The sequence below is a fragment of the Polaromonas sp. P1_F8 genome, from assembly GCF_056405635.1.
In genome coordinates this window covers 110,031-132,407 of the sequence record NZ_JBFUBS010000003.1, presented here as the reverse complement: position 1 = coordinate 132,407, position 22,377 = coordinate 110,031, and the positions used below count along the sequence as shown (strand labels likewise).

Genomic DNA, 22,377 nt, shown 5'->3' with positions numbered 1-22,377 from the left:
TGCGGGGCTGACGCCTCAAGAGCTACATATACATGCCGCCGTTGACGTGAATCTCCTGGCCTGTGATGTAGGCCGCCTGCGGACTCGCCACAAAGGCCACAGCGTGCGCAATGTCTTGCGGCTTGCCAAGATGGCCCAGCGGGATCTGCCCCAAAAGTGCTTTTTGCTGCTCTTCCGGCAAGCCGGCGGTCATGTCGGTCTCGATAAAGCCCGGCGCGACGCAATTAACGGTGATGTTACGCGAGCCTAGCTCGCGCGCCAGTGCGCGCGTCATGCCGGCCACGCCGGCCTTGGCTGCCGCGTAATTGGATTGGCCCGCATTGCCCGAGGCACCAACGACGGATGTGATGCTGATGATGCGGCCGTAGCGCTGCTTCATCATGGTGCGCATCACGGCGCGGCTCATGCGGAACACGGCCTTGAGATTGGTGTCCAGCACCGCATCCCAGTCGTCATCCTTGAGCCGCATTGCCAGCATGTCGCGTGTGATGCCCGCGTTGTTGACCAGCACCTGCAGGCCACCGTGCTCTTTGACGATGGCGTCGATCAGCGCTTCGGCGGCGGTAACATCGTTCACATTCAGGTTTTTGCCGGCGCAACCCGGGAAAGCCGCAAGGGCCTGGCCGATTTTGGCCGCGCCTTCATCGCTGGTCGCCGTGCCTATCACTTTGAGGCCTTTCTGGGCCAGCTCCAGCGCAATGGCCGCGCCAATACCGCGCGATGCGCCGGTGACCAGTGCGACCTGGCCTTCAAACTTGACTTCGCTCATGCCAGTAACTCCTTCACTTCCGCCAGGGAGGCGGGATCAAACAGGGGGACACCCGTCAATTCGGGATCGATTCTTCTGGCCATGCCGGCGAGCACCTTGCCAGGCCCGCACTCGACCAGCGTCGTGAGGCCGCGTGCCTTGATGGCCTGCACGCATTCCACCCAACGCACGGGGCCGAAAGCCTGCCCGTACAGCGCCGCACGAATGCGGTCAGCGTCGATCTCGACGGCGACCTCGATATTGTTGATGACGGGGATCTGCGGCGCCGCGAAATCAACGGCGGCCAGCTTTTCGCGCAGCTTCTCGGCCGCGGGCTTCATCAGGCTGGAGTGGAAGGGAGCTGACACCGGCAGGGGCAAGGCGCGTTTGGCACCGTTGGCCTTGAGCACTTCGCAGGCCTTTTCAACCGCAGCCTTGCTGCCCGCGATGACGGTTTGCATCGGGTCATTGAAATTGACGGCTTCGACCACTTCGGTGGTGCGGGTCCCGAAGCTGCGCGCGGCCTCGGCACAGCCTTCAATCACTTTGGAAGCGTCCATGCCCAGAATGGCCGCCATCGCGCCTATGCCGACCGGTACTGCGTCCTGCATGGCCTGCGCACGAAAGCGCACCAACGGCGCGGCTTGCGCGAGTGTCAGCACACTCGAGGCCACCAGAGCAGAGTATTCGCCCAGCGAGTGACCCGCGACGGCGGCCGGCGCGGTACCGGTTTCGGCCATCCAGGCACGGTAAGCCGCCACACCGGCGACCAGCATGACAGGCTGCGTGTTGGTGGTCAGCGCCAGCGCCTCCTTGGGGCCGTCCTTGATCAGCCGGCCGACATCCTCGCCCAGCGCCTCGGAGGCTTCGGCCAACGTCTGCGCAACCACCGGATGGTCGCCCCAGGCGTCCAGCATGCCGACCGACTGCGAACCCTGGCCGGGAAAAACAATAGCAAACGATTTCAAATGATTACTCCATGGGTCGAATTCTTGGATTGCTGAAAAGCATCCGCATGCATTTTAAGAAGATGAACGGTCATTTTTTGAAGCACAGCCTGTCAGACTGACGACGGCATAGCGCCATTGTGCGCACCACGCAGCCGTGCAACCCCCCATCCGACAGCCGATTTGACGCACTGATAAATTGCCGCAACGGCCAGCCAGGGGTCTATCAGGTAGTCCCACAGATTGGTGGACTCCAGCGCCCCCGCAGTCCAGGCCAGTAAAGCCAGAGCGGCCAGCACGGGCAGCAAACGAAATCCCCCGGCCCAGCATGCCAGCGACAGCGCCAGAAGCGCCGCCCAGAGAACTGGCGAACCCCAGCCGAGCCGGTAGGCATCCCAGTCACCCCAGCCCAGGGCCAACGGGTACAAAAACAATGCGCCCACAGCAAAGACAACACTCACCAGCATGCACTCGCGGTTATCTGTCAAGCGGACGCCCGACAGGCGCTGATACATGCCCAGGCAGGCGAGCGCCACCAAAGAAATGCTCAGGTCGGAACTGATGCCGCGCACATAGGCCACGAGCGGTAAACGGGCCGGCCCCACCGGGCACCACAGAAGTACAAACACCGCGGCAGTAGCAAACATGCCCCACGGCGCGACGCCACGCCGCCAGCCCAGCAGCCGCAGGCAGCCGGCGCTGAGCACCAGATCAATGCCGAGCAAGGCGATCAGATCATTTGCCGGAGGAAGCATGGCCGGTCGCCGCTTGCGCGGCCTGGAGGGTTTGCAGGGGATCCAGCCGCACGTGCTTGATGCGCGTGCGATGCCAGGTATAGACGAGATGCAGGTAGCCGTCGCGGGTTTGCAGCAAGTAAGGATAAGAAAATTCCTGGGAGCAGCTCTGGTCTCCGCACAACTGGCGCCGGGCACTGGCTACATAGGACTGGGCTTCGCCGTCACTGGCGCCGCGGGCTTTGAGCTCCCGAGTCAGCAGGCGCTCATAGTCGACGAGGGACGTGCGCGACTGCGGGTTGGCTGACGATTCGACGATCCATGGGCTTAGCCCATCAAACGAGCCACCCGCCGCCGTTTGCAGCAAGGCCAGCATTTCGCGGTTTCGGGGCGCCGGGTTCAGGGCCAGCCATTGCGTACCGGTGTTCGTCACGACGCCGGCCACAGCGGAGTCCGGATTGGGCCAGGTGCTTGCATGCGCGCGCGACCAGGTCTTGCCGGCATCCGTGGTATTTGAAGCCATCAGCGCCGTGGCATTGCCTGAGCGCATATAGACCTGCGCCTTCTCTGGCCCCGAAACCAGCACAACCGGCTGCAGACCGGTGCGACTACCGGGAACGCGAACTTTGTCGACGACCTGGCCCAGAGCATTGATGCGCAGGACTTCGCCGAATTTGGTGACGAACTCGTGGTACACCGGCAAGCCGATCTCGCCGCTTTCAAAGCTCACGGGTGCTCCTTTGACCAGCGTACTGATGTTCAGGAAGGGCGACGTCACCAGGCGGCGCGGCACGCTCCAGGTCGCGCCATCATCCGTGGAACGCGCCCAGCTGATGGAGCTGCCCGCCCATCCGCCCAATGAAACGTTGACCATCCACAGGCAGAGTGAGCCATCGGCCGCGCGGGCGATCACCGGATTGCCCAGCTTCTTGACATAGCGCCACAGGCCCTGCTGAAGTGTTTGACGGTTAAACAGCGTGCTTTCCGCACTCCAGCGCAGACTGGCGGGGTCCATCACCGCGGTCTGGATGGTGACATCCCCCGCGCCTTCGCGCGTGCCCGAAAACCAGACCGCGCGCAAGCGACCATCGCGCAACTCCACGAGGGAACCTGCATGCACAGCCTGGCCGGGAGAAGATGAGACAAATTGCGCGTCAAAACGAAAACGGCCATCCGGCGAAAGTTGCTGTGCCGGCAAGCCGGCGCGAGGCAAGGACTTGACAGCATCAGCTGAAGGGCTGGACGGCAATGCCGCAAAAGGGGTGGCCGGCGAGCGCTGCAGGATTTTCCACCCAGCCAGGGCAAAGGCCAGCACCAGCAAGGCTGCTGCAAGGCGATCCCATGCACCGGAAGGTCTGAAGTTCAAATGCCCACCTGTCTGTGAAAGCCTGGCAGATGGGTGGGAGCCACTCAGTAGTTGAGAAGCACCGCACCCCAGGTAAAGCCGCCGCCCACGCCTTCGAGCATGAGGGTGTCGCCTTTTTGGATCTTGCCGCTGCGCACGGCCACATCCAGCGCGAGCGGGATAGAAGCCGCGGAGGTGTTTCCATGCTGGTCGACGGTGACAATCAGCTTCTCGAGCGGCATCTTCAGTTTTTTGGCCGTGCTTTGCATGATGCGGATGTTGGCCTGGTGGGGAATCAGCCAGTCGATGTCGGCATCGGTCATGTTGGCTTTTTCCAGCGTAGCGCGCGCGGCGCTTTCGAGCACGCCCACAGCCAGCTTGAACACGGCTTGGCCATCCATCTTGAGCAAGGGGTCGCCCAGGATCTGACCACCCGAGACATTGCCCGGCACACACAGGATGCCGACATGCTTGCCGTCGGCATGCAGGTCGCTGGCAAGAATGCCCGGCGTGTCCGAGGCCTCCAGCACCACGGCGCCGGCGCCGTCCCCGAACAGCACGCAGGTGGTGCGGTCCGAAAAGTCCAGGATGCGCGAGAACACTTCCGCACCGATCACCAGTGCTTTGCTGGCCGAACCGGTGCGAATCATGGCGTCGGCCACGGTCAATGCATACACGAATCCGCTGCACACGGCCTGCACGTCAAAGGCCGGGCAACCAGCGATGCCCAGTTTGTTCTGCAAAATGCAGGCAGCGGACGGAAACACCATGTCCGGGGTCGACGTCGCCACGATGATGAGGTCGATGTCGGAAGCCTGCAAGCCCGCGGCTTGCAAGGCGTTTTTGGCGGCTTCCACGCCCAGATCGCTGCTGGTCACGTCGGACGCGGCAAAGTGGCGGGCCCGGATGCCGGTGCGCTCCACAATCCATTCATCGGAGGTTTCCACACCCCGGGTCGCCAGGTCGGCGGCCAGTTCGGCATTGGTCAGTCGGCGCGGCGGCAAATAACTACCGGTGCCGGTGATGCGTGAGTAACGGGTCATTAATAAGTGGCCGGTGTTGAGACTGCTGAGTCAACTGGCATTGAGGAGGTGTCGACAGGCGCATCAGCAGGGGGCGCCGCCTGCGCTGCCACCAGCAAGGGGGCCGCATGGGCTATGCGTTCGCGCACTCTCTCAAGCAAATTGTTCCGAGCCGCATCATAAGCCCGATTCAGCGCCGTCTCAAAAGCAAAGGCGTCCGCTGAGCCGTGGCTTTTGAAAACCAAACCTTGCAGACCGAGCAGGGCGGCGCCGTTGTACCGCCTGTGGTCAACCCGATTTTTAAACGCAGTTAGCACCGGATAAGCAATGATGGCCGCAGTTTTTGTCAAAACATTGCGGGAAAACTCAGCTTTTATGAAGCCGCCGATCATGCTTGCAAGACCTTCGCTGGCCTTGAGCGCGACGTTGCCCACAAAACCGTCACAGACGACGATATCGGTCGTTCCCTTGAAAATATCGTTACCTTCGACATTCCCGTAAAAATTCAAATCACCGGAATTAGACGCAGAACGCAACAATTCGCCGGCTTTTTTTATAATTTCACTACCTTTTATCGCCTCTTCGCCAATATTGAGCAGACCGACACTGGGCGTGGGGTTGCTGGTGATGGCTGCCACCAAGGCGGATCCCATCACTGCAAACTGCAGCAGGTGATCTTCGGTGCAGTCGACATTGGCACCCAGGTCCAGCACCGTGGTGGCGCCGCCCAGGGCATTGGGCAGCTGGGTAGCAATGGCCGGACGGTCTATGCCCTCCAGGGTTTTGAGGACGTAGCGGGCAATGGCCATCAAGGCGCCGGTATTGCCGGCCGATACGGCCGCTTGGGCCACACCATCCTTGACCTGGTTCATCGCGACCCGCATCGAGGAGTTCTTCTTGCGCCGCAAGGCGATCTCGATGGGATCGTCCATGGTGACGATCTCGCTGGCCGGAACGATCTGGCAGCGCGGATGGGCTTGAAGGCGGGGGTACAACGGGTGCCCCGCGAGGACTTCAGGCTGGCCGACCAGCACCACAGCAGCATCCGGATGGCCATCCAGGAAAGCCAGGCTGGCCGGGAGCGTGACGGCTGGGCCGATATCGCCGCCCATGGCATCGACAGCGATCCTGATCATGGGGCGACCGGTGCAGTCAAGAGAGAGTGGAATTCAGGCAAAAGAAAGGCCCGCAGGATGAGTGCGGGCCCATGCTCAAAGCGTGGAATTACGCTTCGGATTTGGTTTTCAGCACCTTGCGGCCACGGTAAAAACCGGTAGGGCTGATGTGGTGGCGCAGGTGGGTTTCGCCGGTGGTGGATTCCACGGCAATGCCTGGCACGGTGAGTGCGTTGTGCGAGCGGTGCATGCCGCGCTTCGAAGGTGACTTTTTGTTCTGCTGGACGGCCATGATCCGCTCCTGATGGGGTGTAAGGTTGGTAAATTACGCACCAAAATCCGAGTTCAGACAGCTGGACCTGAATATCGGCCCAAGGCGGTCTAAACGCCATGTAACCGTATTCACCGCATTGGTACGCGAAGCCTTTGATTATAGCTCGATGCGAGACAAATTTCATCACCTTAACCCGCGACTGGTGAAATGCCGACAAATGCAGGAGCTTTACCTGAGAAATAAGTAATTCTAAATTACTACTTTTTTGCTTTAAGCTGCGCCAGAACCGCAAAGGGATTGGGTTTTTCACTACCCTCGCCCACCGAATCTGCGTTGTCACCAAGGTCGCCCGCCTGCAGTTTGGGCGCGACAGGACACACCTCGTGCATGGGCACCAGCGGCAGGGCCATCAGCAATTCATCTTCCACCACAGCGAGCAAATCGAACTGGGGCTCCATCACCAGCAAATCCTCTTCAGACTGGTCGTCCTCGGCCATGGCAATGTCTTCATTGGCCACAAAGCGGTACCACTGGTCCACCTCTACAGGTGTGGCAACCACACCCATGCAGCGCTGGCAGGTTAAAGGAACAACAGCCTCAGCCGTCAGATGCAGCCATACGTCGTCTTCGACACCCGGGCGCGGGCGCAACTCGCCGACCGCCTGCCATTTCACTGCTGAATCAGCCTGCAACCCTTGCGCTTCGTGCGCAAGGCGCTCCATATTTCGTAGCAAAGTAGTCTCGGAAAGCGCCACGCCATCCTGGGCGAAAGCGGTCATGTTGAGTCGGTTGGGCTGCAGGGATCTGGACATGAGTGCAGTGTAAGAGAATCAAGGCATGAATCCTGTCCCCGACCTCGCCGCAATCGCCAGACACACCGGGCAAAACCGCCCCCTGATTTTGGGCTCGACCTCCCGCTATCGCCGGGAATTGCTGCAGCGGTTGCATATTCCGTTTGAGGTGGTCGCGCCCGACGTGGACGAAACGCCCCATGCCGGTGAACTGCCCGGCCCACTGGCCCAGCGGCTGGCTCTGGCCAAGGCCCGAGCTGTCGCCGAGGCATTTCCCGGCGCGGTTGTTATCGGTTCCGACCAGGTTGCAGACCTCGACGGCCAGCCGCTCGGCAAGCCGGGCACCCACGAAAACGCCGTCATCCAGCTGCGCCGGATGCGAGGGCAAACCGTCATTTTTCAGACGGCTGTGGCCGTCGTGTGCCTGGACAGCGGTTATGAAGCGCAAAGCCTGGCCGCAGTGAGGGTGAAATTCCGCACGCTGACAGATGACGAAATTGAAAACTACCTGCGCACCGAGCAACCGTACGATTGCGCGGGCAGCGCCAAAAGCGAAGGCCTCGGCATCGCGCTGCTTGAATCGATCGACAACGACGACCCGACTGCGCTGATCGGCTTGCCGCTGATCCGCACCTGCAGGCTCATCGAAGCCGCAGGCGTCAAGCTGCTTTCAGCCCGTGGGAGCCAGCCATGAGCGGCGCGACAAAAGGGAAACTTTACCTGGTGCCTGCGCCGCTTGACTTCGGCTGCGACGACCTTGCCCCTCTGCAGGATGTCATGCCGCTGGGCACCGTGCAAATCGCCGCCAGGCTCTCCTGCTGGATCTGCGAAAACGCCAAAAGCACGCGCGCTTACCTCAAGCGTATCGACGCGCTGCAGCCGCTCAGCACGCCGCTGCAGTCGCAGCAAATCCAGGAGCTGCCACGGGAGGTTCACAAAAAAGGCGACCACACCGGCAACTTCGACGCACGCCCCCTGTTGATGGCAGCCGTGGAAGGCCGCGACATGGGACTGGTCAGCGAAGCCGGCATGCCTGCCATTGCCGACCCCGGATCCTCCGTGGTACGCGCCGCCCATGACCTGGGGCTGGAGGTTGTACCGCTGACGGGCCCGATGTCGCTGATGCTGGCGCTGGCAGCGAGTGGTCTGAACGGCCAGAATTTTGCGTTTACGGGCTACTTGCCGCAGGCACCGGCCGAGCGCGTCCAACGCATCCGCGAACTGGAATCCCTGGCGCTCAAATCCGGCCAGACCCAGCTCTTCATCGAAACACCCTATCGCAATGCGGCCTTGTTCCAGTCACTGCTGCAAACGCTGCAGGGCAACACCCGGCTGGCGCTGAGCTGCGGCCTGACAATGACCAAAGGCTGGTCCCGCAGCGCGCAGGTCAGCGGCTGGAAATGCGACAAACTCCAGGCACCACTGGAATTGCCAACCGTTTTCTGTATCGGCCGCTAAAGCGCCAGACACGAACAAAAAAGCCCGCGCGAAGCGGGCTTTTTGACAATGACCACGCTTTCTCAAGTCGCCCTAGCGAAGCGCCGGGATCGCCTTGAAGGCCTTCATGGCACCCTCGCCCATCGCCGCGCCAAACTTCTTGGCCAGCCGTTCGGCTACATTGTCGCGGCGGGTGTAGTCAATAATCTCGTCTGTCTTGACCACTTCTCGGGCCACATACTCCAGGTTGCCTAGCTGATCGGCCAGCCCCAGTTCCACCGCCTGCTGGCCGCTCCAGAACAGGCCGCTGAACATTTCGGGCGTTTCCTTCAGGCGTTTACCACGGCCGGCTTTGACCACCGCGATGAACTGCTGGTGGATCTGGTCAAGCATGGCCTGTGCAAAGACCTTTTGTTTTTCGCTTTGCGGACTGAACGGATCAAGGAAGCCCTTGTTTTCGCCGGCCGTCAGCAAGCGGCGCTCCACGCCCAGTTTGTCCATCAAGCCTGTGAAGCCAAAGCCGTCCATCAGTACACCGATGCTGCCCACAATACTGGCCTTGTCGACGTAAATCTTGTCGGCCGAGACGGCGATGTAATAAGCGGCGGAAGCGCAGGTTTCTTCGACCACAGCGTAAACCGGCTTCTTGTGCTTGGCCTTCAGGCGCAGGATTTCGTCATTCATCATGCCGGCCTGCACCGGGCTGCCGCCGGGCGAATTGATCAGCAACACGACCGCCTTGGCGCCTTCGTCTTCAAAGGCGGCACGCAGCGCCGCGTTGACAAACTCGGCGCTGGCGTCGGCGCCCGCGGCGATTTCACCCTTGATTTCCACCACGGCCGTGTGCGGAACAGTCGCATCGCTGGCAGGCGTGCCGCGGTGCAGTGCCATCCATACCAGGGCGATGAAAAACGCCAGCCAGGACAGGCGCACAAAGGTTTTCCAGCGCCGCGTCGCCTTTTGTTCGTTGAGCGCAGCAAAAGCCAGTTTCTCAAGCGTCGCGCGCTCCCAGCCGGGGGTGGCGGAAGGGTCAACGGCGGATTTTCTGGCCTGGGGATAAGGCGGGACGGATTCCGGCTGGTTGGGCCGGAAATCCGATTCGCGCAGCGAATCAGAGTCCATGGGAGGGTCGGGGCGATGGGGGTCGTTCATGGGCGATAGTTTAGAGAGGTATTAGAACTGTAGCGGTTTAAGGTTGTAAGCAGAATGCCAATAAACAACCCCTTCGATTTCTGAAAGCTCGATTTTCACCAGGCCTCCCTGGCAAGGCCCACCGGCACATTGGCCGGTATCAGGACGGTAGGCGGCGCCGTGGCTGGCGCATAACAGCCACTGCCCCCCGGCATCAAACACCCGGTTGGGCTGCCAGTCCAGCTCCATCGCGACATGGGTGCAGCGATTGAGATACGCGTGGACCATTCCCTCGTAACGGACCGCAAAGGCGCGGCAGGTCTGCCCGGCATAAATGACATCGAACGGCACTGCCAACCCGCCTTCAAGCAGGTCGCGGCTATTGCACAAAGCTTGCCGGGGGTCCGTGGACGTCATCGAAAGGCTACCCGTTGGCCAGCAGCCAGTCGTGCAGTTCCTGCACCGAATGCGCGACATGGCGCGGCGACAGCGCGGTAAATGTGTCCGGCTCATGCGCGCCATAACTCACCCCCACACTGGCACAAGCAGCATTGACCGCCATCTGGAGGTCATGGGTGGTGTCGCCCACCATCAGCACGCGCCCCGCGGGAATACCGAACTCCGCCATGAGCTCATGCAGCATGCGCGGATCGGGCTTGCCTGCCGTCTCGTCAGCCGTGCGGGATCCGTCGAACACGCCTTTGAGCTCCACGGTGCGCAGTACTTCGTCAAGGCCGCGGCGCGACTTGCCGGTGGCCACCGCGAGCAGGTGACCGCGCGCTTTCAAAGCGTCGAGCAGGGGAAGCACGCCCTCAAACAGGCTCAGGTCGTCGTAATGCGCAGCATAGTGATGGCGGTAGCGCTCGCCCAGTTGGGGATACTTTTCAGGCGGCACATCAGGCGCTGCGTGAGCCAGCGCCTGCATGAGGCCCAGGCCGATGACGTAGCCGGCTTCCTTGTCGGTGGGGACCGTGCCGCCCACATCACGCACTGCGGCCTGGATACAGCGCACGATGATTTTGGTCGAATCAAACAGCGTGCCATCCCAATCGAAAGCGATCAGGTCGAAATTTCGGGTTTGCATGGGGATATATTGTCTTAGGGAACGCCGGCCTATGCGCGCACATGGACAAACGTTGAAATGCAGGCGTCAATTGTTCCGGTTTTTACGGAGCCACCACGACGAGAACCCGTGAATTGCGCCCAAGAAGACGCTTGCCAGGCCGAGCACCGTCAAATGGAACAGCGGTCCATAGTTTTCAAGAAACCCCCACCCTGAGTCGTCGAACGGATGCCGGTTGTGGGGGTTGTAAAAATACAGCGCATCCCATCCTTGTGTCACTGTCCCCGGATTCAGGGCCACAAAAGCGCACACACAAACCACCAGGCAGATTGCCGATCTGGAAACAACAAAACGAAATGCAGACACGGCGTTCAAGGAAGGCACCACCCGCCTGTTCAACAGCCAAAAAACCGCGGCCGCCAAAAGGGTGGGGAGCGGAAACAGAAGCATCGTTTCAACACGCCCCCACGACACCCAGAACATGAACTCCGTCAAAAGCGGCCAAAAGATGACCGAGGGCACTTCGCTCCACCGGAATTCGCCGCGCCCCAGCTCACCTGCCACCAGGTAATACGCCACACCGTACAGGGCAGGACCGGCAAAAACAAACATCAGCACTGTTCCGGCCAGGCCGCTGAACTTTCCCCGTATCGGCTTGGCTGCGCTGTTTGAGCCAAGCGCTTCAGGGCCCCCGCGAATCATGTAAAAACCTGCGCCGGTAAAAACTGTTGCAGTTCAGGCGGCAAAGGCGCCTGCAGGTGCACGACCTTGCGCAGTTTGGGGTGGTTAAATTTCAGGCTCCAGGCGTGCAGAAACATGCGTTTGAGCGATACCGTGCCCGGGGCGGACCTCTGCAGCGCCCGGTTCAGTTCAAAGTCGCCATACTTGTCGTCGCCGGCAATCGGATGACCTTCATTGGACAGGTGCACGCGGATCTGGTGGGTGCGGCCGGTCTTGATCGTGACTTCGAGCAAGGTAAAGGGCGTTGCGGGCGCCAGCAGACTGGCGGGAAAAGCCGACTTGACCTTGACCAGCGTCACCGAGCGCATGCCGTCGGGGTGATCGTTGGGCACCACTTTCACACGCCGCTCGCCATCGGGCAACAAATACTTGTGCAACGCCTTGTCGATCACGCGGTGATTGGCCGGCCAGTCGCCTCCGACGAGGGCCAGATAGACCTTGTCGGTTTCACGCTCACGGAACTGCTCCTGCAGCAGTTTGAGCGCCATACGTCGCTTGGCGATCAGCAAGATGCCGCTGGTTTCGCGGTCCAGCCGGTGCACCAGCTCCAGAAAGTCAGCCTCGGGCCTGGCCATGCGCAGCTGTTCGATCACGCCGAAGCTCACGCCGCTGCCACCGTGCACCGCCACACCGGCCGGTTTGTCGATAGCCAGCACAAAGTCGTCTTCAAAAAGAATCGGAAATTCGCGGGACGGCGCATAGCCACCCGTGGTCGAACTCGCACCGTGGCGGGCGATTTCCTGGGCCATGGCCTCGGCCTTTTGACCGGCCCGCTCGGAAGTGCGAACCGGCGGCAGGCGCACGATGTCGCCGGTTTCCACCCGCGTATCGGCCTGCGCCCGGCCTTTGTTCACCCTCACTTCGCCGCTTCGGATGATGCGGTAGACATGGGTTTTGGGCACGCCCTTGAGTTGGCGGATCAGGAAATTGTCGAGGCGCTGGCCCGCATAGTCTTCATCTACCGTCACCAGCGTGGCCTGCGGCGCAGCCGGGGCCGCCGCCTGGGGATTGGATGGTGCCGGGGTGGGCGCGGACACGGCTGCGGGCGGCCATACCGGTGTTTTCCCGGGTTTCCTTGCCAAGCCCTTTGCTGACCCTATAATGTGTTTCACTAGCGATGCGCTGTAAGTGGTTGATTTGTCTGGAGTTTAGTCCACGCAAGTCCCCGGCCCTGAAAAGGCAAACAAGCAGCCTCGCTGGAAGGTCGATGCCCACGCCGGCAATTGCCCGCAAGCGACGAGTGCCAGGCACCTCGCGGCGAGCGTCTTTGCACGGTAGAAGAGTCGACGTTTTGCGAACACAACCACGGAATACCATGTGTGCAGCCCAAGTCATGAACAACAGGCTGCATGCGGATCCAGTCGAGATCAAGTCCTTAACGGTAGCCCTCTGATGACAACACTGGTCAGTCTGATTTATATGTGCCTGCGGCGCCTCACGACATTCGTGGGCCCTGCTTTTGGCATAAATCAGCCGCCAGCCCTTGTACAGTGGGCGCAAGCAGCTACTCTTTTTGTAGCACCCACCCGTTTGACCCCTGCTCGCTCCATCCACGCGCCTACGCCCAGACCACGTCGCTGACCGATTCACTTCGGTCGGCCGCGCGCTGTCAAAAGCTCTCCGGCAATTCCTCCAGTTCGCACTGCGTCCCTCCGGCGTCGTTGGCCCATTTTGGGCATGTGATTGATGTTCAAGAGATGACATCAAAACGAAGAACGATAAGGAAGGCTACCCATGAAACGGATGCTGGTAAACGCCACACAGGCTGAAGAACGCCGTCTGGCGATCGTCGATGGACAAAAACTCCTCGACTACGAAATTGAAATTGAAGGGCGCGAACAGCGCAAGGGCAACATCTACAAGGCCGTCGTCACCCGCGTCGAGCCTTCGCTGGAAGCCTGCTTCGTCGACTACGGCGAAGACCGCCACGGCTTCCTGCCGTTCAAGGAAATCTCCAAGCAATACTTCGCCCAGGGCGTGCCCGTCAACCAGGCGCGCATCAACGATGTGATCCGTGAAGGCCAGGAACTGCTGGTCCAGGTCGAAAAAGAAGAACGCGGCAACAAGGGCGCAGCCCTCACCACCTTCGTGTCGCTCGCAGGCCGCTATGTGGTCCTGATGCCCAACAACCCGCGCGGCGGTGGCGTCAGCCGCCGCATCGAAGGCGAAGACCGGGCCGAACTCAAAGAGAACATGGATCAGCTGGAGTACCCCAACGGGATGTCCATCATTGCGCGCACCGCCGGCATTGGCCGCAGCGCGCCTGAGCTGCAGTGGGACCTGAACTACCTGCTCAAGCTCTGGACGGCCATTGATGGCGCCGGCAAGGGCGGCAAGGGTGCTTACCTGATTTACCAGGAATCCAGCCTCGTCATCCGCGCGATCCGCGACTACTTCAACAGCGACATCGGCGACATCCTGTTCGACACCGACGACGTTTACGAGCAGGCCCGCCAGTTCATGGCGCACGTCATGCCGGAGCATGAGCACCGCGTCAAACGCTACCGCGACGACGCGCCTCTGTTCAGCCGCTTCCAGATCGAGCACCAGATCGAGTCTGCCTATGCCCGCACCGTGCAGCTGCCTTCGGGCGGCGCCATCGTCATTGACCACACTGAAGCTCTGGTGTCGGTCGACGTGAACTCGGCCCGCGCCATCAAGGGCGGCGACATCGAAGAAACCGCCACCCGCACCAACCTTGAAGCCGCCGATGAAGTCGCGCGCCAGATGCGTTTGCGTGACCTGGGCGGCCTGATCGTCATCGACTTTATCGACATGGAAGAGTCGCGCAACCGCCGCGACGTGGAAAACCGCCTGCGCGACGCGCTGCGGCAAGACCGCGCCCGCGTGCAGTTCGGCACCATCAGCAAGTTCGGCCTCATGGAAATGAGCCGCCAGCGCCTGCGCCCCGCCCTGTCGGAAGGCGCATCCATCCCCTGCCCGCGTTGCGGCGGCTCCGGCCATATCCGCGACACCGAAAGCTCGGCGCTGCAGATCCTGCGCATCATCCAGGAAGAGTCCCTCAAGGACAGCACGGCCTCGGTGCTGTGCCAGGTCCCTGTCGACGTGGCCTCTTTCCTGCTGAACGAAAAGCGCTCCGAGATCGCCAAGATCGAAGTCAAACAGCGCATCAATGTGCTGCTGGTGCCCAACAAGACGCTGGAGACCCCCAACTACCGCCTGGAACGCCTGAAACACGACGACCCGCGCCTGGACAATATCGCCGCCAGCTACAAGATGGCCGACGAAATCGAGGATCCGACCACCGTCACGCGCCGCAGCCAGGAAAAGCACAACAAGCAGGAGCCCATCATCAAGGGCGTCTTGCCCGACGCACCCGCGCCTGTGGCCCCGCCCAAGCCGGAAGTGGCGCCGCAAGCGGCTCCCAAGCCCCAGTCACGCCGCCCTGCCCCGGCAGCGGCCGCCCCTGCAGAAAAAGGCTTCTTCGGCTGGATCAAGAGCCTGTTCGGCGGCGCGGAAGCACCAGCTCCGGCACCTGCCGCCAAAGAAGTGAAAAAAGACGAGCGCGGCGAAGGCCGGCGTGAAGGCCGCGATGGCCGTGGTGATGGACGCGGTGAGCGTTCGGACCGTGGCGGCGAACGCGGAGGCCGCGACGGCCGCCGCGGTGGACGTGGCCGCAGCGAAGGACGCGGCGGTGAAGGCCGAGGCGAAAACCGCGAAGGACGCGAACCTCGCCCAGAAGGCCAGGCCCAAGGTCGCGGCGAAGGCCGCAATGAAGGCCGTGGCGGCGAGCGCCGTGAACGCAACCCGGAAGGCCGCAACGAAGCCGGCCGCCAGGAACGCCCAGCCGGTGAAGCCCGCGGCGAAAGCCGTCCTGAAAATGCCGGCGACCAGCCCCGCAGCGAAAACCCCGGCCGCGAAGGCCGCGGCCGCCGCGAGCGCGGTGAACGTGGCGAGCGCGGCGGCGAGCGCATCCAGCGCGACCCCGTCGAGCAGGACCTCGCACTGGCCAACCAGGCCGCCATGGCAGCCGCCATGGGTGGTGAAGCCGGCGAGCCGCGCCAGGAACGCGCGCCGCAAGATGGCGAGCGCCCACAAGGCAACCGTGAACCGCGTGGTGAGCGCGGTGAAGGCCGCCGTGACCGCGGCGACCGCAACGGCCGTCGCAACGACCGCCGAGGCGACCGCCCTGAAGGCGCAGCCGAAGGGCAGAACGCTGCCGCCGAAGGCAGCGCCGGCTTCAACCCTGAAGCCGCAGCGGCAGCCCCCGTGCTGGATGACGCCGGCAATGTGATTGCACCCGCTCAAAACGGCCAGGGCGACGAACAGCGCCAGCCACGCGAACGCCGCAGCCGCGACCGTTATGGCCGTGACCGCCGCGAACGTGGTGAAAACGGTGAGCGCAATGAGCAGCCCGCAGAAGCCGGTGCACCCGCTGCCCAAGGCGAGTTTTCAGAACCAAATCAGCCGCAAGCCCATGAACAGCGTGCGCAAGCAGCTCCTGAATTTGTAGCAGATGTGGTTGCCGCCGCTCCTGTTGCAGCGCCTGCCCCCGCCTATGTGGCACCTGTCGCCGTGGCTGCGCCAGCACCGGTCGCAGCGCCGGCGCCTGCTCGCGCACCCGCTCCAGCCGCTGCGCCGCAAGCCGCCACCCTGCCCAAGGTCCAGTCTTACGACTTGCCTCTGCAGGACCTGGTTCAGGTCGCCCAGTCTTCAGGCTTGCAGTGGGTCAACTCTGACGCTGCCAAGATCGCCGAAGCCAAGGCCGCTATCGCCGCCGAAGTCAAACCCGTCCACGTGCCGCGCGAGCGTCCACCGCTGGTGGTGTCCGACGAAGGCCCACTGGTGCTGGTTGAGACCAAGCGCGACCTGGGCGCTGTGAAGCTGCCTTTCGAGCAGTCAGCCGGTCAGTGAGCACCCTCCTTTAGCCGCGTGAACGGCTGATCTCCCAATAGGCCCGCAGACGCGGGCTTTTTTTATGCCGTGAAACAGGCTCTAGAATCAGCCAATAAAACCGGCAAGAGGGAGAGGACGATGGACAACCCGCAGCACGATGCGCGCTACGCGCCGCCGCAGGCCAATGTGGAAGATGTAGCCGCAACGACCGAAGGCCCGCAACTGGCCGGCCGCGGCCAGCGGCTTGGTGCCGTCATACTTGATACTGTTTTCCTGAGCCTGGTGCTTTGGCTGGTGTCGGTACTGACACCCTACAACCCTTGGGACACCTCAGGGCGTAGCGCGTGGTCCGCCGTCGATCCCGTGGGCATGGTCGTCAGTACCCTGCTTTTCCTGCTGCTCAACGGCTATCTGCTCGCAACGCGGGGGCAGACGATTGGCAAAGTCCTGCTCAAGATACGCATTACCAGGCCTTCGGGCGAAGCCGTTTCCAACGTGCGCCTGGCTTTGCGCTATGGCGTGGGTTACGCGGCCAGCCTCATAGCGGTCGTGATCTGGATCTATTCGCTGATCGATTGCCTGCTGATCTTTCGCAAGTCCCGCCGCTGCCTGCACGACGAGATTGCCGACACCATCGTCGTCAAGGCCTGAGCCCCCACGCCCGTGACAACCGCGCGCCTCGATACGCTGTACACGGCCGAAACGCCGGAGGGCATCACATTGTCCTTACGGCCCGCCGGCATCGTGGCACGCGGGCAAGCCTACCTGATCGACCTGGCCATACGGTCCTGCCTGTTTATCGCTGTGGCCGTAGTGGTCGGCGTAATGGGCAAGGCGGGCGCGGCAATCCTGTTGGTGACCTACTTCGGCCTCGAGTGGTTTTATCCCGTGGTGTTCGAGTTGACCCGCGCCGCAGCCACCCCTGGCAAGCGTGCAATGGGCTTGCGTGTGGTGATGGATTCCGGCCTGCCGGTAACGCCCGCCGCCTCGCTGACCCGCAACCTCCTGCGGGCCGCCGACTTCATGCCGGCGCTATTTGGTGCCGGGCTGCTCTGCGTCCTCTGGCGCAGCGACAGCAAGCGGCTGGGTGACCTGGCCGCCGGTACCCTTGTGGTGTTTAGCGAATCCGTCAAGCTTCATGGCGATGTTCCCTTGGCTGATCCGCTGGCCCCCGCACGGCCGCTATCCGCGACCGAACAGGCCTCGGTGCTCTCCTGGGCCGGCCGTGCAACGCGATTAACCCCTGAACGTTTCGGCGAACTCGCAGCGCTGGCAGAGCCCGTGCTTGGCACGGGTGTGCCAGGCAGCAGCGCCACACAACGCCTGCTCGGGCTGGCGCAATGGCTGATGGGCCGGCGTGAAGGAGACGCGCGCCGATGACGCCTCTGCAATTTGAAGCCCTGTATGCGCCCCTCTGGACCGAACTCGAGACGGTGATCGGTATCGCCGAAACCCAGCGCAAGTTCGACGGTGCGCGGCTGGCCACCCTCTACCGCCGTGTTTGCGAGCACCTGGCGCTGGCGCAGGCTCGCGCCTATCCCGTTCACCTGACGCAAAGGCTCGAAACATTGACGCAAGGCGCGCATCGGCTGATCTACCGGCAGCACGACTACGGCCTGGCGCGCCTTGGACGGCTGGCGCTGGTTGACTTCCCGCAAGCCGTACGCGCACACCGGGCCTACCTGCTGGTGGCGTTCCTGCTGTTCGTGCTGCCGCTGCTGGCTGCCGGCCTGGCGACTTACCGCGACCCCGGCTTCATCCTGCACTTGATGGACGCGGCGCAAGTGCAGCAGTTCGACGGCATGTACAGCGACAGCGCAAGGTCCTTCGGGCGCAACCGCGACGCCGGCGGCGACTGGCAGATGTTCGGCTATTACGTCATGCACAACATCGGCATCGGTTTTCGCTGCTTCGCGGCCGGCATCTTCGGCGGGGTCGGCAGCGCCGGCGTGTTGCTGTTCAACGGCGTGCAGATAGGCGCCGTCGGCGGCTACCTGATCGCCGCCGGCCACGGGCAGAACTTCTGCTCCTTCGTCATCACCCACGGCGCCTTTGAACTGACCGCCATCGTGCTGGCGGGCGCGGCAGGACTCAGGCTGGGCTATGCACTGATCGCGCCGGGCCGGCATACCCGGCTAGAGGCGCTCCGGCTGGCGGCCCGCCACGCTATCGTGGTGATTTACGGCGTCATCGGCCTCCTTCTGATCGCTGCCGCCGTCGAGGCCTTCTGGTCTTCGGCGCGATGGGTCACGCCCACTGTGAAATATGGTGCGGGCGCAGCCTGCTGGGCGCTGGTGCTGGCTTACCTCGGGTGGCAGGGAAGGCCGCGCGCCGTCCCCGCGGACCCCGGAAAACACCATGCAGGTTGATGCACTCGCCGTCGCACTGCGGCCGCGGCCCATGGCCGAAGCCGCCGATCTGGGCGTCGCACTGGTGCGTCGCCATGCCGATTCCATCTGGCGCACTTTCCTGCCCATGTATGTGGTCGTCATCGCGCTGGTTCTGTGCACGGCGGAGTTTGCCGGCTGGCTCCCCGGGCTGTTGATTTTCTGGCTCAAGCCCTGGTTTGACCGTACCTTGTTGTTCATCCTGTCACGCGCGGTGTTCGGCCAGCCCACGCGGTGGAACGACCTCTGGCAGCGCCGTGGGATGGTTTGGGGCGGCCAGTTGCTCCGGACACTGCTGTGGCGGCGCCTGTCCCCCTGGCGTTCATTCACGCAGGCCGTCGATCAGCTCGAAGGCCAACGCGGCGGCGCCAGGCGCAAGCGGCGCGACCAATTGCTGCGCGGGCGCCGTGGTGCGGGCGCCGGCATGCAGATGATTTTTGCCAATGTCGAGATCGCGCTCGAACTCTCGATCCTGTCGGCGCTGCTGTGGTTCGCTCCTGAAGGCAGCTTCGGAGACGTCTGGCGTTGGCTGCTCGACTCGGAGGCTTCAGCGCAAAGCCTGCTTTTTGCCGCGGTGTACGCTTTCGTCGTCGGTTTGATCGAGCCCTTTTTTGTGGCCGCCGGATTTGCGATGTACCTGAACCGGCGCGTCGAGCTCGAGGCCTGGGACATCGAACAGGAATTCCGCCGTGCTTTCACCTCCGCAGCGGCTAAAGGCCGGCCATGATGGCTTCTCGCCACGCCGCCGCAAGGTGCTTTTCATGGCGATGGGCCGCGGCCTGCGTCGTGATGGCGGGTATGCCATCGTGGGCCAACCCGGCTGCGGCGCCAGCCGAGCCGCCCTCGCGCCAGCAGGTGCAATCGGCCGCCGACCGGGTTCGTGCCGATCCCAACTTGCCCGGCAGCAAGAGCGAAAAATCCCTGCGCTTCAAGAGCCAGGACAAAAAGCCGGAAGACAAAAAGAAGGATCGCGACAGCCTCAACTGGCTCAAGGATTTGGTGGCCAAGGTGTCCGAGGGCGCGCGCCTGCTGGTGTGGGCGCTGGGCGCGCTGGCCCTGGCCTGGCTGGTGGTCGGCATACGGCGCTGGGTGAAGGTGCGGGCCGGCGGCGGTCGGCACCGGATGGCGCCCCTGCCCAGCCATATCGGCAGCCTGGACATACGGCCTGAAAGCCTGCCCGACGACGTGGGCTCCGAGGTCGCCTCGCTCTGGCAGCGCGGCCAGCGGCGGCCCGCGCTGTCACTGCTTTACCGCGGCGCGCTCTCGCGCTTGGTGCACCTGCATGCGGTGCCCATCCGCAACGCCAGCACCGAAGGCGAATGCGTGACGCTCAGCGAGGGCCGGCTGGCGCCCATGTCGCTGGAGTTTTTTTCGCGGCTGGTAGCCGCCTGGCAGCTGGCGGCCTACGGCGGGCGCCTGCCGGCCACGGCCGGCGTGCTGGCGCTGTGCGCCGAATTTGACGCCCGGCTGGGCGCACCGGCCGGGCCGGCGAAGGCGGCGGCATGAGAGACCGGCTGGTGCTGGTCCTGCTGGGCGTGCTGCTGCTGGCGGGCGGCGCCTGGCTGATGTCGGCCACTGAATGGGTCGATGCCGACACGCCCACGCCGGCCAAGGGCGAAGCACTTAGCAACCCGCTTTACGCCACCGAAAAACTGCTGGTCGCCCTGGGTGCGCGGGTCGTGCGACACAAAGGCCTGGATGCCATGCCGCCGCCGCAAGCCCGGCTGGTGCTGGTGTCGCGCAACTGGGACCTGTTCCCCGAACGCGCGCAGCGCCTGCGTGCCTGGGTGGCGCAGGGCGGGCACCTGGTCATCCCGGGCTTCCTGGCCAGCCATAAATCGCTAAAGGACTGGCTACCCGTCACGGAGCAAAGCCCCTTGAAGTGGGAGTCGCCCGCGATGCCGCCGCGCCCATTGGCCAAACCCGTCAAGGACATGGACTGCCGCGCGCTGGAAGAGCCCGCCGAGGTCATCGCGAGCTACGGCGACAGCCGTGTCTATCGCGCCTGCGGCGCATATTTCAGCCCCCAGTACCTGCCGGTGAATCGGCTGGCCGCACCGCTGTGGTCCCTACGCGGCACGGCCGGCACCGAGGCCGTGCGCGTGCAGGTCGGCCAGGGCACGGTCACCGTGCTCGGTGGATGGAACCTGCTTGACAATAGCAACCTGCTGCGCGCCGACAATGCGCAGCTGGCGGCCGCGGCATTGCAGGCGCGCGCCGGCACTGAATTCTGGTTTGTCGCCGAAGAGGCCCGGGAGCCCTTCATGCCCTGGCTGTGGCACCAGGCCTGGGTTGCCCTGTTGCTCGGCTTGCTGGCACTGGCGCTGGCACTGTGGCGCGCCAGCGTGCGCTTCGGGCCGTTGGCAGCGTCCGCAAGCGCTCACCGGCGCTCGATGGCGGAGCAAGTGCGCGGTACGGCGCGTTTTCTGCATATGCACGGGCCGAAGGCCTTGCATACAGCGCAGCTTCGCGCGCTGCACGAGTCGGCCACCCGGCAATTGCGCCGGTTTTCACAGCTTGATCCGAAGCAACGCACAGTCGAGATCGCACGCGCCACCGGCCTGGACGCCCTGTTGCTGGAACGCGCCCAGGCAGTCAGGTCGCGCAACCCCGGCGTGCTGGCCGCCGACCTGGAATTGATCGAAACCGCCCGCCGGCGCCTCGACGCCACGGGGCCCGACACGCGGCCGCCAACAGCTTTCACGTCTCCCGTTTCACCTGGCGCCTCACCCAGCACCTCATCTGCCGCTTCATCTCCTCCTTCATCCTGAACCGAGAAACACCATGTCATTCATTCCCAACGAAGAACTGAGCCGCGCAGCCGAGTCGCTGCAAACCCTGCGCCAGGAGGTCGGCAAAGCCGTGGTCGGCCAATCGGAAGCCGTCGACCAGACCCTGGTGGCGCTGGTCGCATCCGGCCACGTCCTGATTGAGGGTGTACCGGGACTGGGCAAGACATTGCTGGCGCGCGCATTGGCGCAGGCCATGAGCCTGCGCTACGCCCGCGTGCAATTCACGCCCGACCTGATGCCTTCGGACATCACGGGTCATTCCGTGCTGGACCCATCGACCCGGAGCGAAGCCGGCATCGGCACGCTGCGGGTACACCAGGGGCCGGTCTTCACGCACCTGCTGCTGGCGGATGAAATCAACCGCGCACCAGCCAAAACCCAGAGCGCCTTGCTTGAAGTGATGCAGGAATACCAGGTCACGCTCGAAGGAAAGGCCATGCCGCTGCCCCGTCCCTTCATGGTGATGGCGACACAAAACCCGATCGATACCGAGGGCACCTACCCTCTGCCGGAGGCGCAGCTGGACCGGTTCCTGCTCAAGATCAACATCGACTTCCCCAGCCATGCTGAAGAAAAGGCGATCGTGCAGCTGACCACCGGCCAGCGTGCCGGCAACCAGTTGCCGCTTGATGCGGTCAGGCCGTGCCTGGACGACGCGCAGGTGCTTGAACTGCAGCGGCTGGCCAGCCTGGTGCAGGCGCACGAGCAGGTCATTGACTATGCGGTCCGCATCGCCCGCGCCACACGCGACTGGCCAGGCCTTTCGTCGGGGGCAGGGCCGCGCGGCACCATGGCCCTGGTACGGGCTGCGCGGGCCGGCGCGCTCATGCACGGACGGGACTTCATCACGCCCGACGATGTGGCACGGCAGGCCCTGCCGGCCTTGCGCCACCGGGTGATGATTTCGCCCGATGCGCAGCTGGAAGGACTGGGTGTTGACGACTTGCTGCGCAGTGCCTTGGGCAGCGTCCAGGCCCCCCGTCTCTAGGCCGC

23 protein-coding genes are annotated in these 22,377 nt (G+C 63.3%); 10 read left to right on the top strand and 13 right to left on the bottom strand.

The genetic code is table 11. The features are described 5' to 3' along the window. Window positions 1–22 precede the first annotated feature (22 nt). The 8 genes from fabG to AC1D1J_RS12365 all read right to left on the bottom strand — a co-directional run bounded on the left by fabG (window position 23) and on the right by AC1D1J_RS12365 (window position 6,997). Window positions 23–769 (bottom strand): 3-oxoacyl-ACP reductase FabG, encoded by a 747-nt coding sequence (gene fabG, locus AC1D1J_RS12400; protein ID WP_457279385.1) that lies wholly within the window; start codon window positions 767–769, stop codon window positions 23–25. Continuing rightward, the gene (gene fabD / locus AC1D1J_RS12395; protein WP_477688055.1) at window positions 766–1,716 is read right to left on the bottom strand and encodes an ACP S-malonyltransferase; all 951 of its coding nucleotides are present in this window, start codon (window positions 1,714–1,716) and stop codon (window positions 766–768) included. Before fabD ends, fabG begins: the two co-directional genes overlap by 4 nt. Before the next feature lie 92 nt (window positions 1,717–1,808). Next, entirely contained in the window at window positions 1,809–2,450 is a 642-nt protein-coding gene (locus AC1D1J_RS12390) for a hypothetical protein (protein WP_477688054.1), read from the bottom strand. Next, a complete protein-coding gene (locus AC1D1J_RS12385) occupies window positions 2,431–3,795 on the bottom strand; it encodes a sialidase family protein (protein ID WP_477688053.1) in 1,365 nt (454 codons plus the stop codon). The genes AC1D1J_RS12390 and AC1D1J_RS12385 overlap by 20 nt, the downstream gene beginning before the upstream one ends. Before the next feature lie 44 nt (window positions 3,796–3,839). Continuing rightward, window positions 3,840–4,817 carry a beta-ketoacyl-ACP synthase III gene (locus AC1D1J_RS12380; protein ID WP_477694851.1) on the bottom strand — a complete coding sequence of 326 codons (978 nt, stop codon included), beginning with the start codon at window positions 4,815–4,817 and terminating at the stop codon, window positions 3,840–3,842. After that, complete coding sequence (plsX, locus tag AC1D1J_RS12375; RefSeq protein WP_477694850.1) at window positions 4,817–5,932, bottom strand: phosphate acyltransferase PlsX; 1,116 nt, start codon at window positions 5,930–5,932, stop codon at window positions 4,817–4,819. Before plsX ends, AC1D1J_RS12380 begins: the two co-directional genes overlap by 1 nt. Before the next feature lie 88 nt (window positions 5,933–6,020). Next, window positions 6,021–6,203, bottom strand: a complete 183-nt coding sequence (gene rpmF, locus AC1D1J_RS12370; RefSeq protein ID WP_007873878.1) for a 50S ribosomal protein L32 — start codon at window positions 6,201–6,203, stop codon at window positions 6,021–6,023. 239 nt (window positions 6,204–6,442) lie between these two features. Then, window positions 6,443–6,997: a YceD family protein gene (locus AC1D1J_RS12365; protein ID WP_477688051.1), complete on the bottom strand. Its 555-nt coding sequence runs from the start codon at window positions 6,995–6,997 to the stop codon at window positions 6,443–6,445. A 25-nt stretch (window positions 6,998–7,022) separates the two neighbouring features. Between AC1D1J_RS12365 and AC1D1J_RS12360 the strand changes: the two genes are divergently transcribed. Both AC1D1J_RS12360 and AC1D1J_RS12355 read left to right on the top strand, forming a co-directional pair. Further along, the gene (locus AC1D1J_RS12360; protein WP_477688050.1) at window positions 7,023–7,670 is read left to right on the top strand and encodes a Maf family protein; all 648 of its coding nucleotides are present in this window, start codon (window positions 7,023–7,025) and stop codon (window positions 7,668–7,670) included. Beyond that, the gene (locus AC1D1J_RS12355) at window positions 7,667–8,434 is read left to right on the top strand and encodes an SAM-dependent methyltransferase (protein ID WP_477694849.1); all 768 of its coding nucleotides are present in this window, start codon (window positions 7,667–7,669) and stop codon (window positions 8,432–8,434) included. Before AC1D1J_RS12360 ends, AC1D1J_RS12355 begins: the two co-directional genes overlap by 4 nt. A gap of 72 nt (window positions 8,435–8,506) precedes the next feature. Here AC1D1J_RS12355 and AC1D1J_RS12350 read toward each other — a convergent pair whose 3' ends face one another. The 5 genes from AC1D1J_RS12350 to AC1D1J_RS12330 all read right to left on the bottom strand — a co-directional run bounded on the left by AC1D1J_RS12350 (window position 8,507) and on the right by AC1D1J_RS12330 (window position 12,460). Next, entirely contained in the window at window positions 8,507–9,565 is a 1,059-nt protein-coding gene (locus AC1D1J_RS12350; protein WP_477688048.1) for a S49 family peptidase, read from the bottom strand. A gap of 21 nt (window positions 9,566–9,586) precedes the next feature. Beyond that, window positions 9,587–9,961, bottom strand: a complete 375-nt coding sequence (locus AC1D1J_RS12345; RefSeq protein ID WP_477688047.1) for a Rieske (2Fe-2S) protein — start codon at window positions 9,959–9,961, stop codon at window positions 9,587–9,589. A 7-nt stretch (window positions 9,962–9,968) separates the two neighbouring features. Continuing rightward, on the bottom strand, window positions 9,969–10,628 hold the full coding sequence (locus tag AC1D1J_RS12340; RefSeq protein WP_457279396.1) for an HAD family hydrolase: 660 nt from the start codon (window positions 10,626–10,628) through the stop codon (window positions 9,969–9,971). Between the two features lie 66 nt (window positions 10,629–10,694). Then, on the bottom strand, window positions 10,695–11,309 hold the full coding sequence (locus tag AC1D1J_RS12335) for a hypothetical protein (protein WP_477688046.1): 615 nt from the start codon (window positions 11,307–11,309) through the stop codon (window positions 10,695–10,697). Next, a complete protein-coding gene (locus tag AC1D1J_RS12330; protein ID WP_477688045.1) occupies window positions 11,306–12,460 on the bottom strand; it encodes an RluA family pseudouridine synthase in 1,155 nt (384 codons plus the stop codon). Before AC1D1J_RS12330 ends, AC1D1J_RS12335 begins: the two co-directional genes overlap by 4 nt. 622 nt (window positions 12,461–13,082) lie before the next feature. On the opposite strand from AC1D1J_RS12330, the gene AC1D1J_RS12325 reads away from it, so the two are divergent. From AC1D1J_RS12325 to AC1D1J_RS12290, 8 genes are all read left to right on the top strand, one after another. After that, a complete protein-coding gene (locus AC1D1J_RS12325) occupies window positions 13,083–16,223 on the top strand; it encodes an Rne/Rng family ribonuclease (RefSeq protein WP_477688044.1) in 3,141 nt (1,046 codons plus the stop codon). Between the two features lie 120 nt (window positions 16,224–16,343). Further along, window positions 16,344–16,856 (top strand): RDD family protein, encoded by a 513-nt coding sequence (locus tag AC1D1J_RS12320; protein ID WP_477688043.1) that lies wholly within the window; start codon window positions 16,344–16,346, stop codon window positions 16,854–16,856. A 12-nt stretch (window positions 16,857–16,868) separates the two neighbouring features. Beyond that, window positions 16,869–17,585: an RDD family protein gene (locus AC1D1J_RS12315; RefSeq protein WP_477666230.1), complete on the top strand. Its 717-nt coding sequence runs from the start codon at window positions 16,869–16,871 to the stop codon at window positions 17,583–17,585. Then, window positions 17,582–18,574, top strand: coding sequence for a stage II sporulation protein M (locus tag AC1D1J_RS12310; RefSeq protein ID WP_477694848.1), 993 nt, complete (start codon window positions 17,582–17,584; stop codon window positions 18,572–18,574). The genes AC1D1J_RS12315 and AC1D1J_RS12310 overlap by 4 nt, the downstream gene beginning before the upstream one ends. Then, a complete protein-coding gene (locus AC1D1J_RS12305; protein WP_477688042.1) occupies window positions 18,564–19,319 on the top strand; it encodes a hypothetical protein in 756 nt (251 codons plus the stop codon). Before AC1D1J_RS12310 ends, AC1D1J_RS12305 begins: the two co-directional genes overlap by 11 nt. Next, complete coding sequence (locus tag AC1D1J_RS12300) at window positions 19,316–20,098, top strand: DUF4129 domain-containing protein (RefSeq protein WP_477688041.1); 783 nt, start codon at window positions 19,316–19,318, stop codon at window positions 20,096–20,098. The genes AC1D1J_RS12305 and AC1D1J_RS12300 overlap by 4 nt, the downstream gene beginning before the upstream one ends. Then, a complete protein-coding gene (locus AC1D1J_RS12295) occupies window positions 20,095–21,363 on the top strand; it encodes a DUF4350 domain-containing protein (RefSeq protein WP_477688040.1) in 1,269 nt (422 codons plus the stop codon). Before AC1D1J_RS12300 ends, AC1D1J_RS12295 begins: the two co-directional genes overlap by 4 nt. Window positions 21,364–21,376: 13 nt before the next feature. Beyond that, window positions 21,377–22,372, top strand: a complete 996-nt coding sequence (locus AC1D1J_RS12290) for an AAA family ATPase (RefSeq protein ID WP_457279406.1) — start codon at window positions 21,377–21,379, stop codon at window positions 22,370–22,372. Window positions 22,373–22,377: the final 5 nt, after the last annotated feature.

Coding starts and splice junctions, on each gene's coding strand:
- fabG (WP_457279385.1), bottom strand. CDS start 769: ATGAGCGAAGTCAAGTTTGAAGGCCAGGTCGCACTGGTCACCGGCGCA.
- AC1D1J_RS12390 (WP_477688054.1), bottom strand. CDS start 2,450: ATGCTTCCTCCGGCAAATGATCTGATCGCCTTGCTCGGCATTGATCTG.
- AC1D1J_RS12380 (WP_477694851.1), bottom strand. CDS start 4,817: ATGACCCGTTACTCACGCATCACCGGCACCGGTAGTTATTTGCCGCCG.
- plsX (WP_477694850.1), bottom strand. CDS start 5,932: ATGATCAGGATCGCTGTCGATGCCATGGGCGGCGATATCGGCCCAGCC.
- rpmF (WP_007873878.1), bottom strand. CDS start 6,203: ATGGCCGTCCAGCAGAACAAAAAGTCACCTTCGAAGCGCGGCATGCAC.
- AC1D1J_RS12365 (WP_477688051.1), bottom strand. CDS start 6,997: ATGTCCAGATCCCTGCAGCCCAACCGACTCAACATGACCGCTTTCGCC.
- AC1D1J_RS12360 (WP_477688050.1), top strand. CDS start 7,023: ATGAATCCTGTCCCCGACCTCGCCGCAATCGCCAGACACACCGGGCAA.
- AC1D1J_RS12355 (WP_477694849.1), top strand. CDS start 7,667: ATGAGCGGCGCGACAAAAGGGAAACTTTACCTGGTGCCTGCGCCGCTT.
- AC1D1J_RS12350 (WP_477688048.1), bottom strand. CDS start 9,565: ATGAACGACCCCCATCGCCCCGACCCTCCCATGGACTCTGATTCGCTG.
- AC1D1J_RS12345 (WP_477688047.1), bottom strand. CDS start 9,961: ATGACGTCCACGGACCCCCGGCAAGCTTTGTGCAATAGCCGCGACCTG.
- AC1D1J_RS12340 (WP_457279396.1), bottom strand. CDS start 10,628: ATGCAAACCCGAAATTTCGACCTGATCGCTTTCGATTGGGATGGCACG.
- AC1D1J_RS12335 (WP_477688046.1), bottom strand. CDS start 11,309: ATGATTCGCGGGGGCCCTGAAGCGCTTGGCTCAAACAGCGCAGCCAAG.
- AC1D1J_RS12325 (WP_477688044.1), top strand. CDS start 13,083: ATGAAACGGATGCTGGTAAACGCCACACAGGCTGAAGAACGCCGTCTG.
- AC1D1J_RS12320 (WP_477688043.1), top strand. CDS start 16,344: ATGGACAACCCGCAGCACGATGCGCGCTACGCGCCGCCGCAGGCCAAT.
- AC1D1J_RS12310 (WP_477694848.1), top strand. CDS start 17,582: ATGACGCCTCTGCAATTTGAAGCCCTGTATGCGCCCCTCTGGACCGAA.
- AC1D1J_RS12305 (WP_477688042.1), top strand. CDS start 18,564: ATGCAGGTTGATGCACTCGCCGTCGCACTGCGGCCGCGGCCCATGGCC.
- AC1D1J_RS12300 (WP_477688041.1), top strand. CDS start 19,316: ATGATGGCTTCTCGCCACGCCGCCGCAAGGTGCTTTTCATGGCGATGG.
- AC1D1J_RS12295 (WP_477688040.1), top strand. CDS start 20,095: ATGAGAGACCGGCTGGTGCTGGTCCTGCTGGGCGTGCTGCTGCTGGCG.
- AC1D1J_RS12290 (WP_457279406.1), top strand. CDS start 21,377: ATGTCATTCATTCCCAACGAAGAACTGAGCCGCGCAGCCGAGTCGCTG.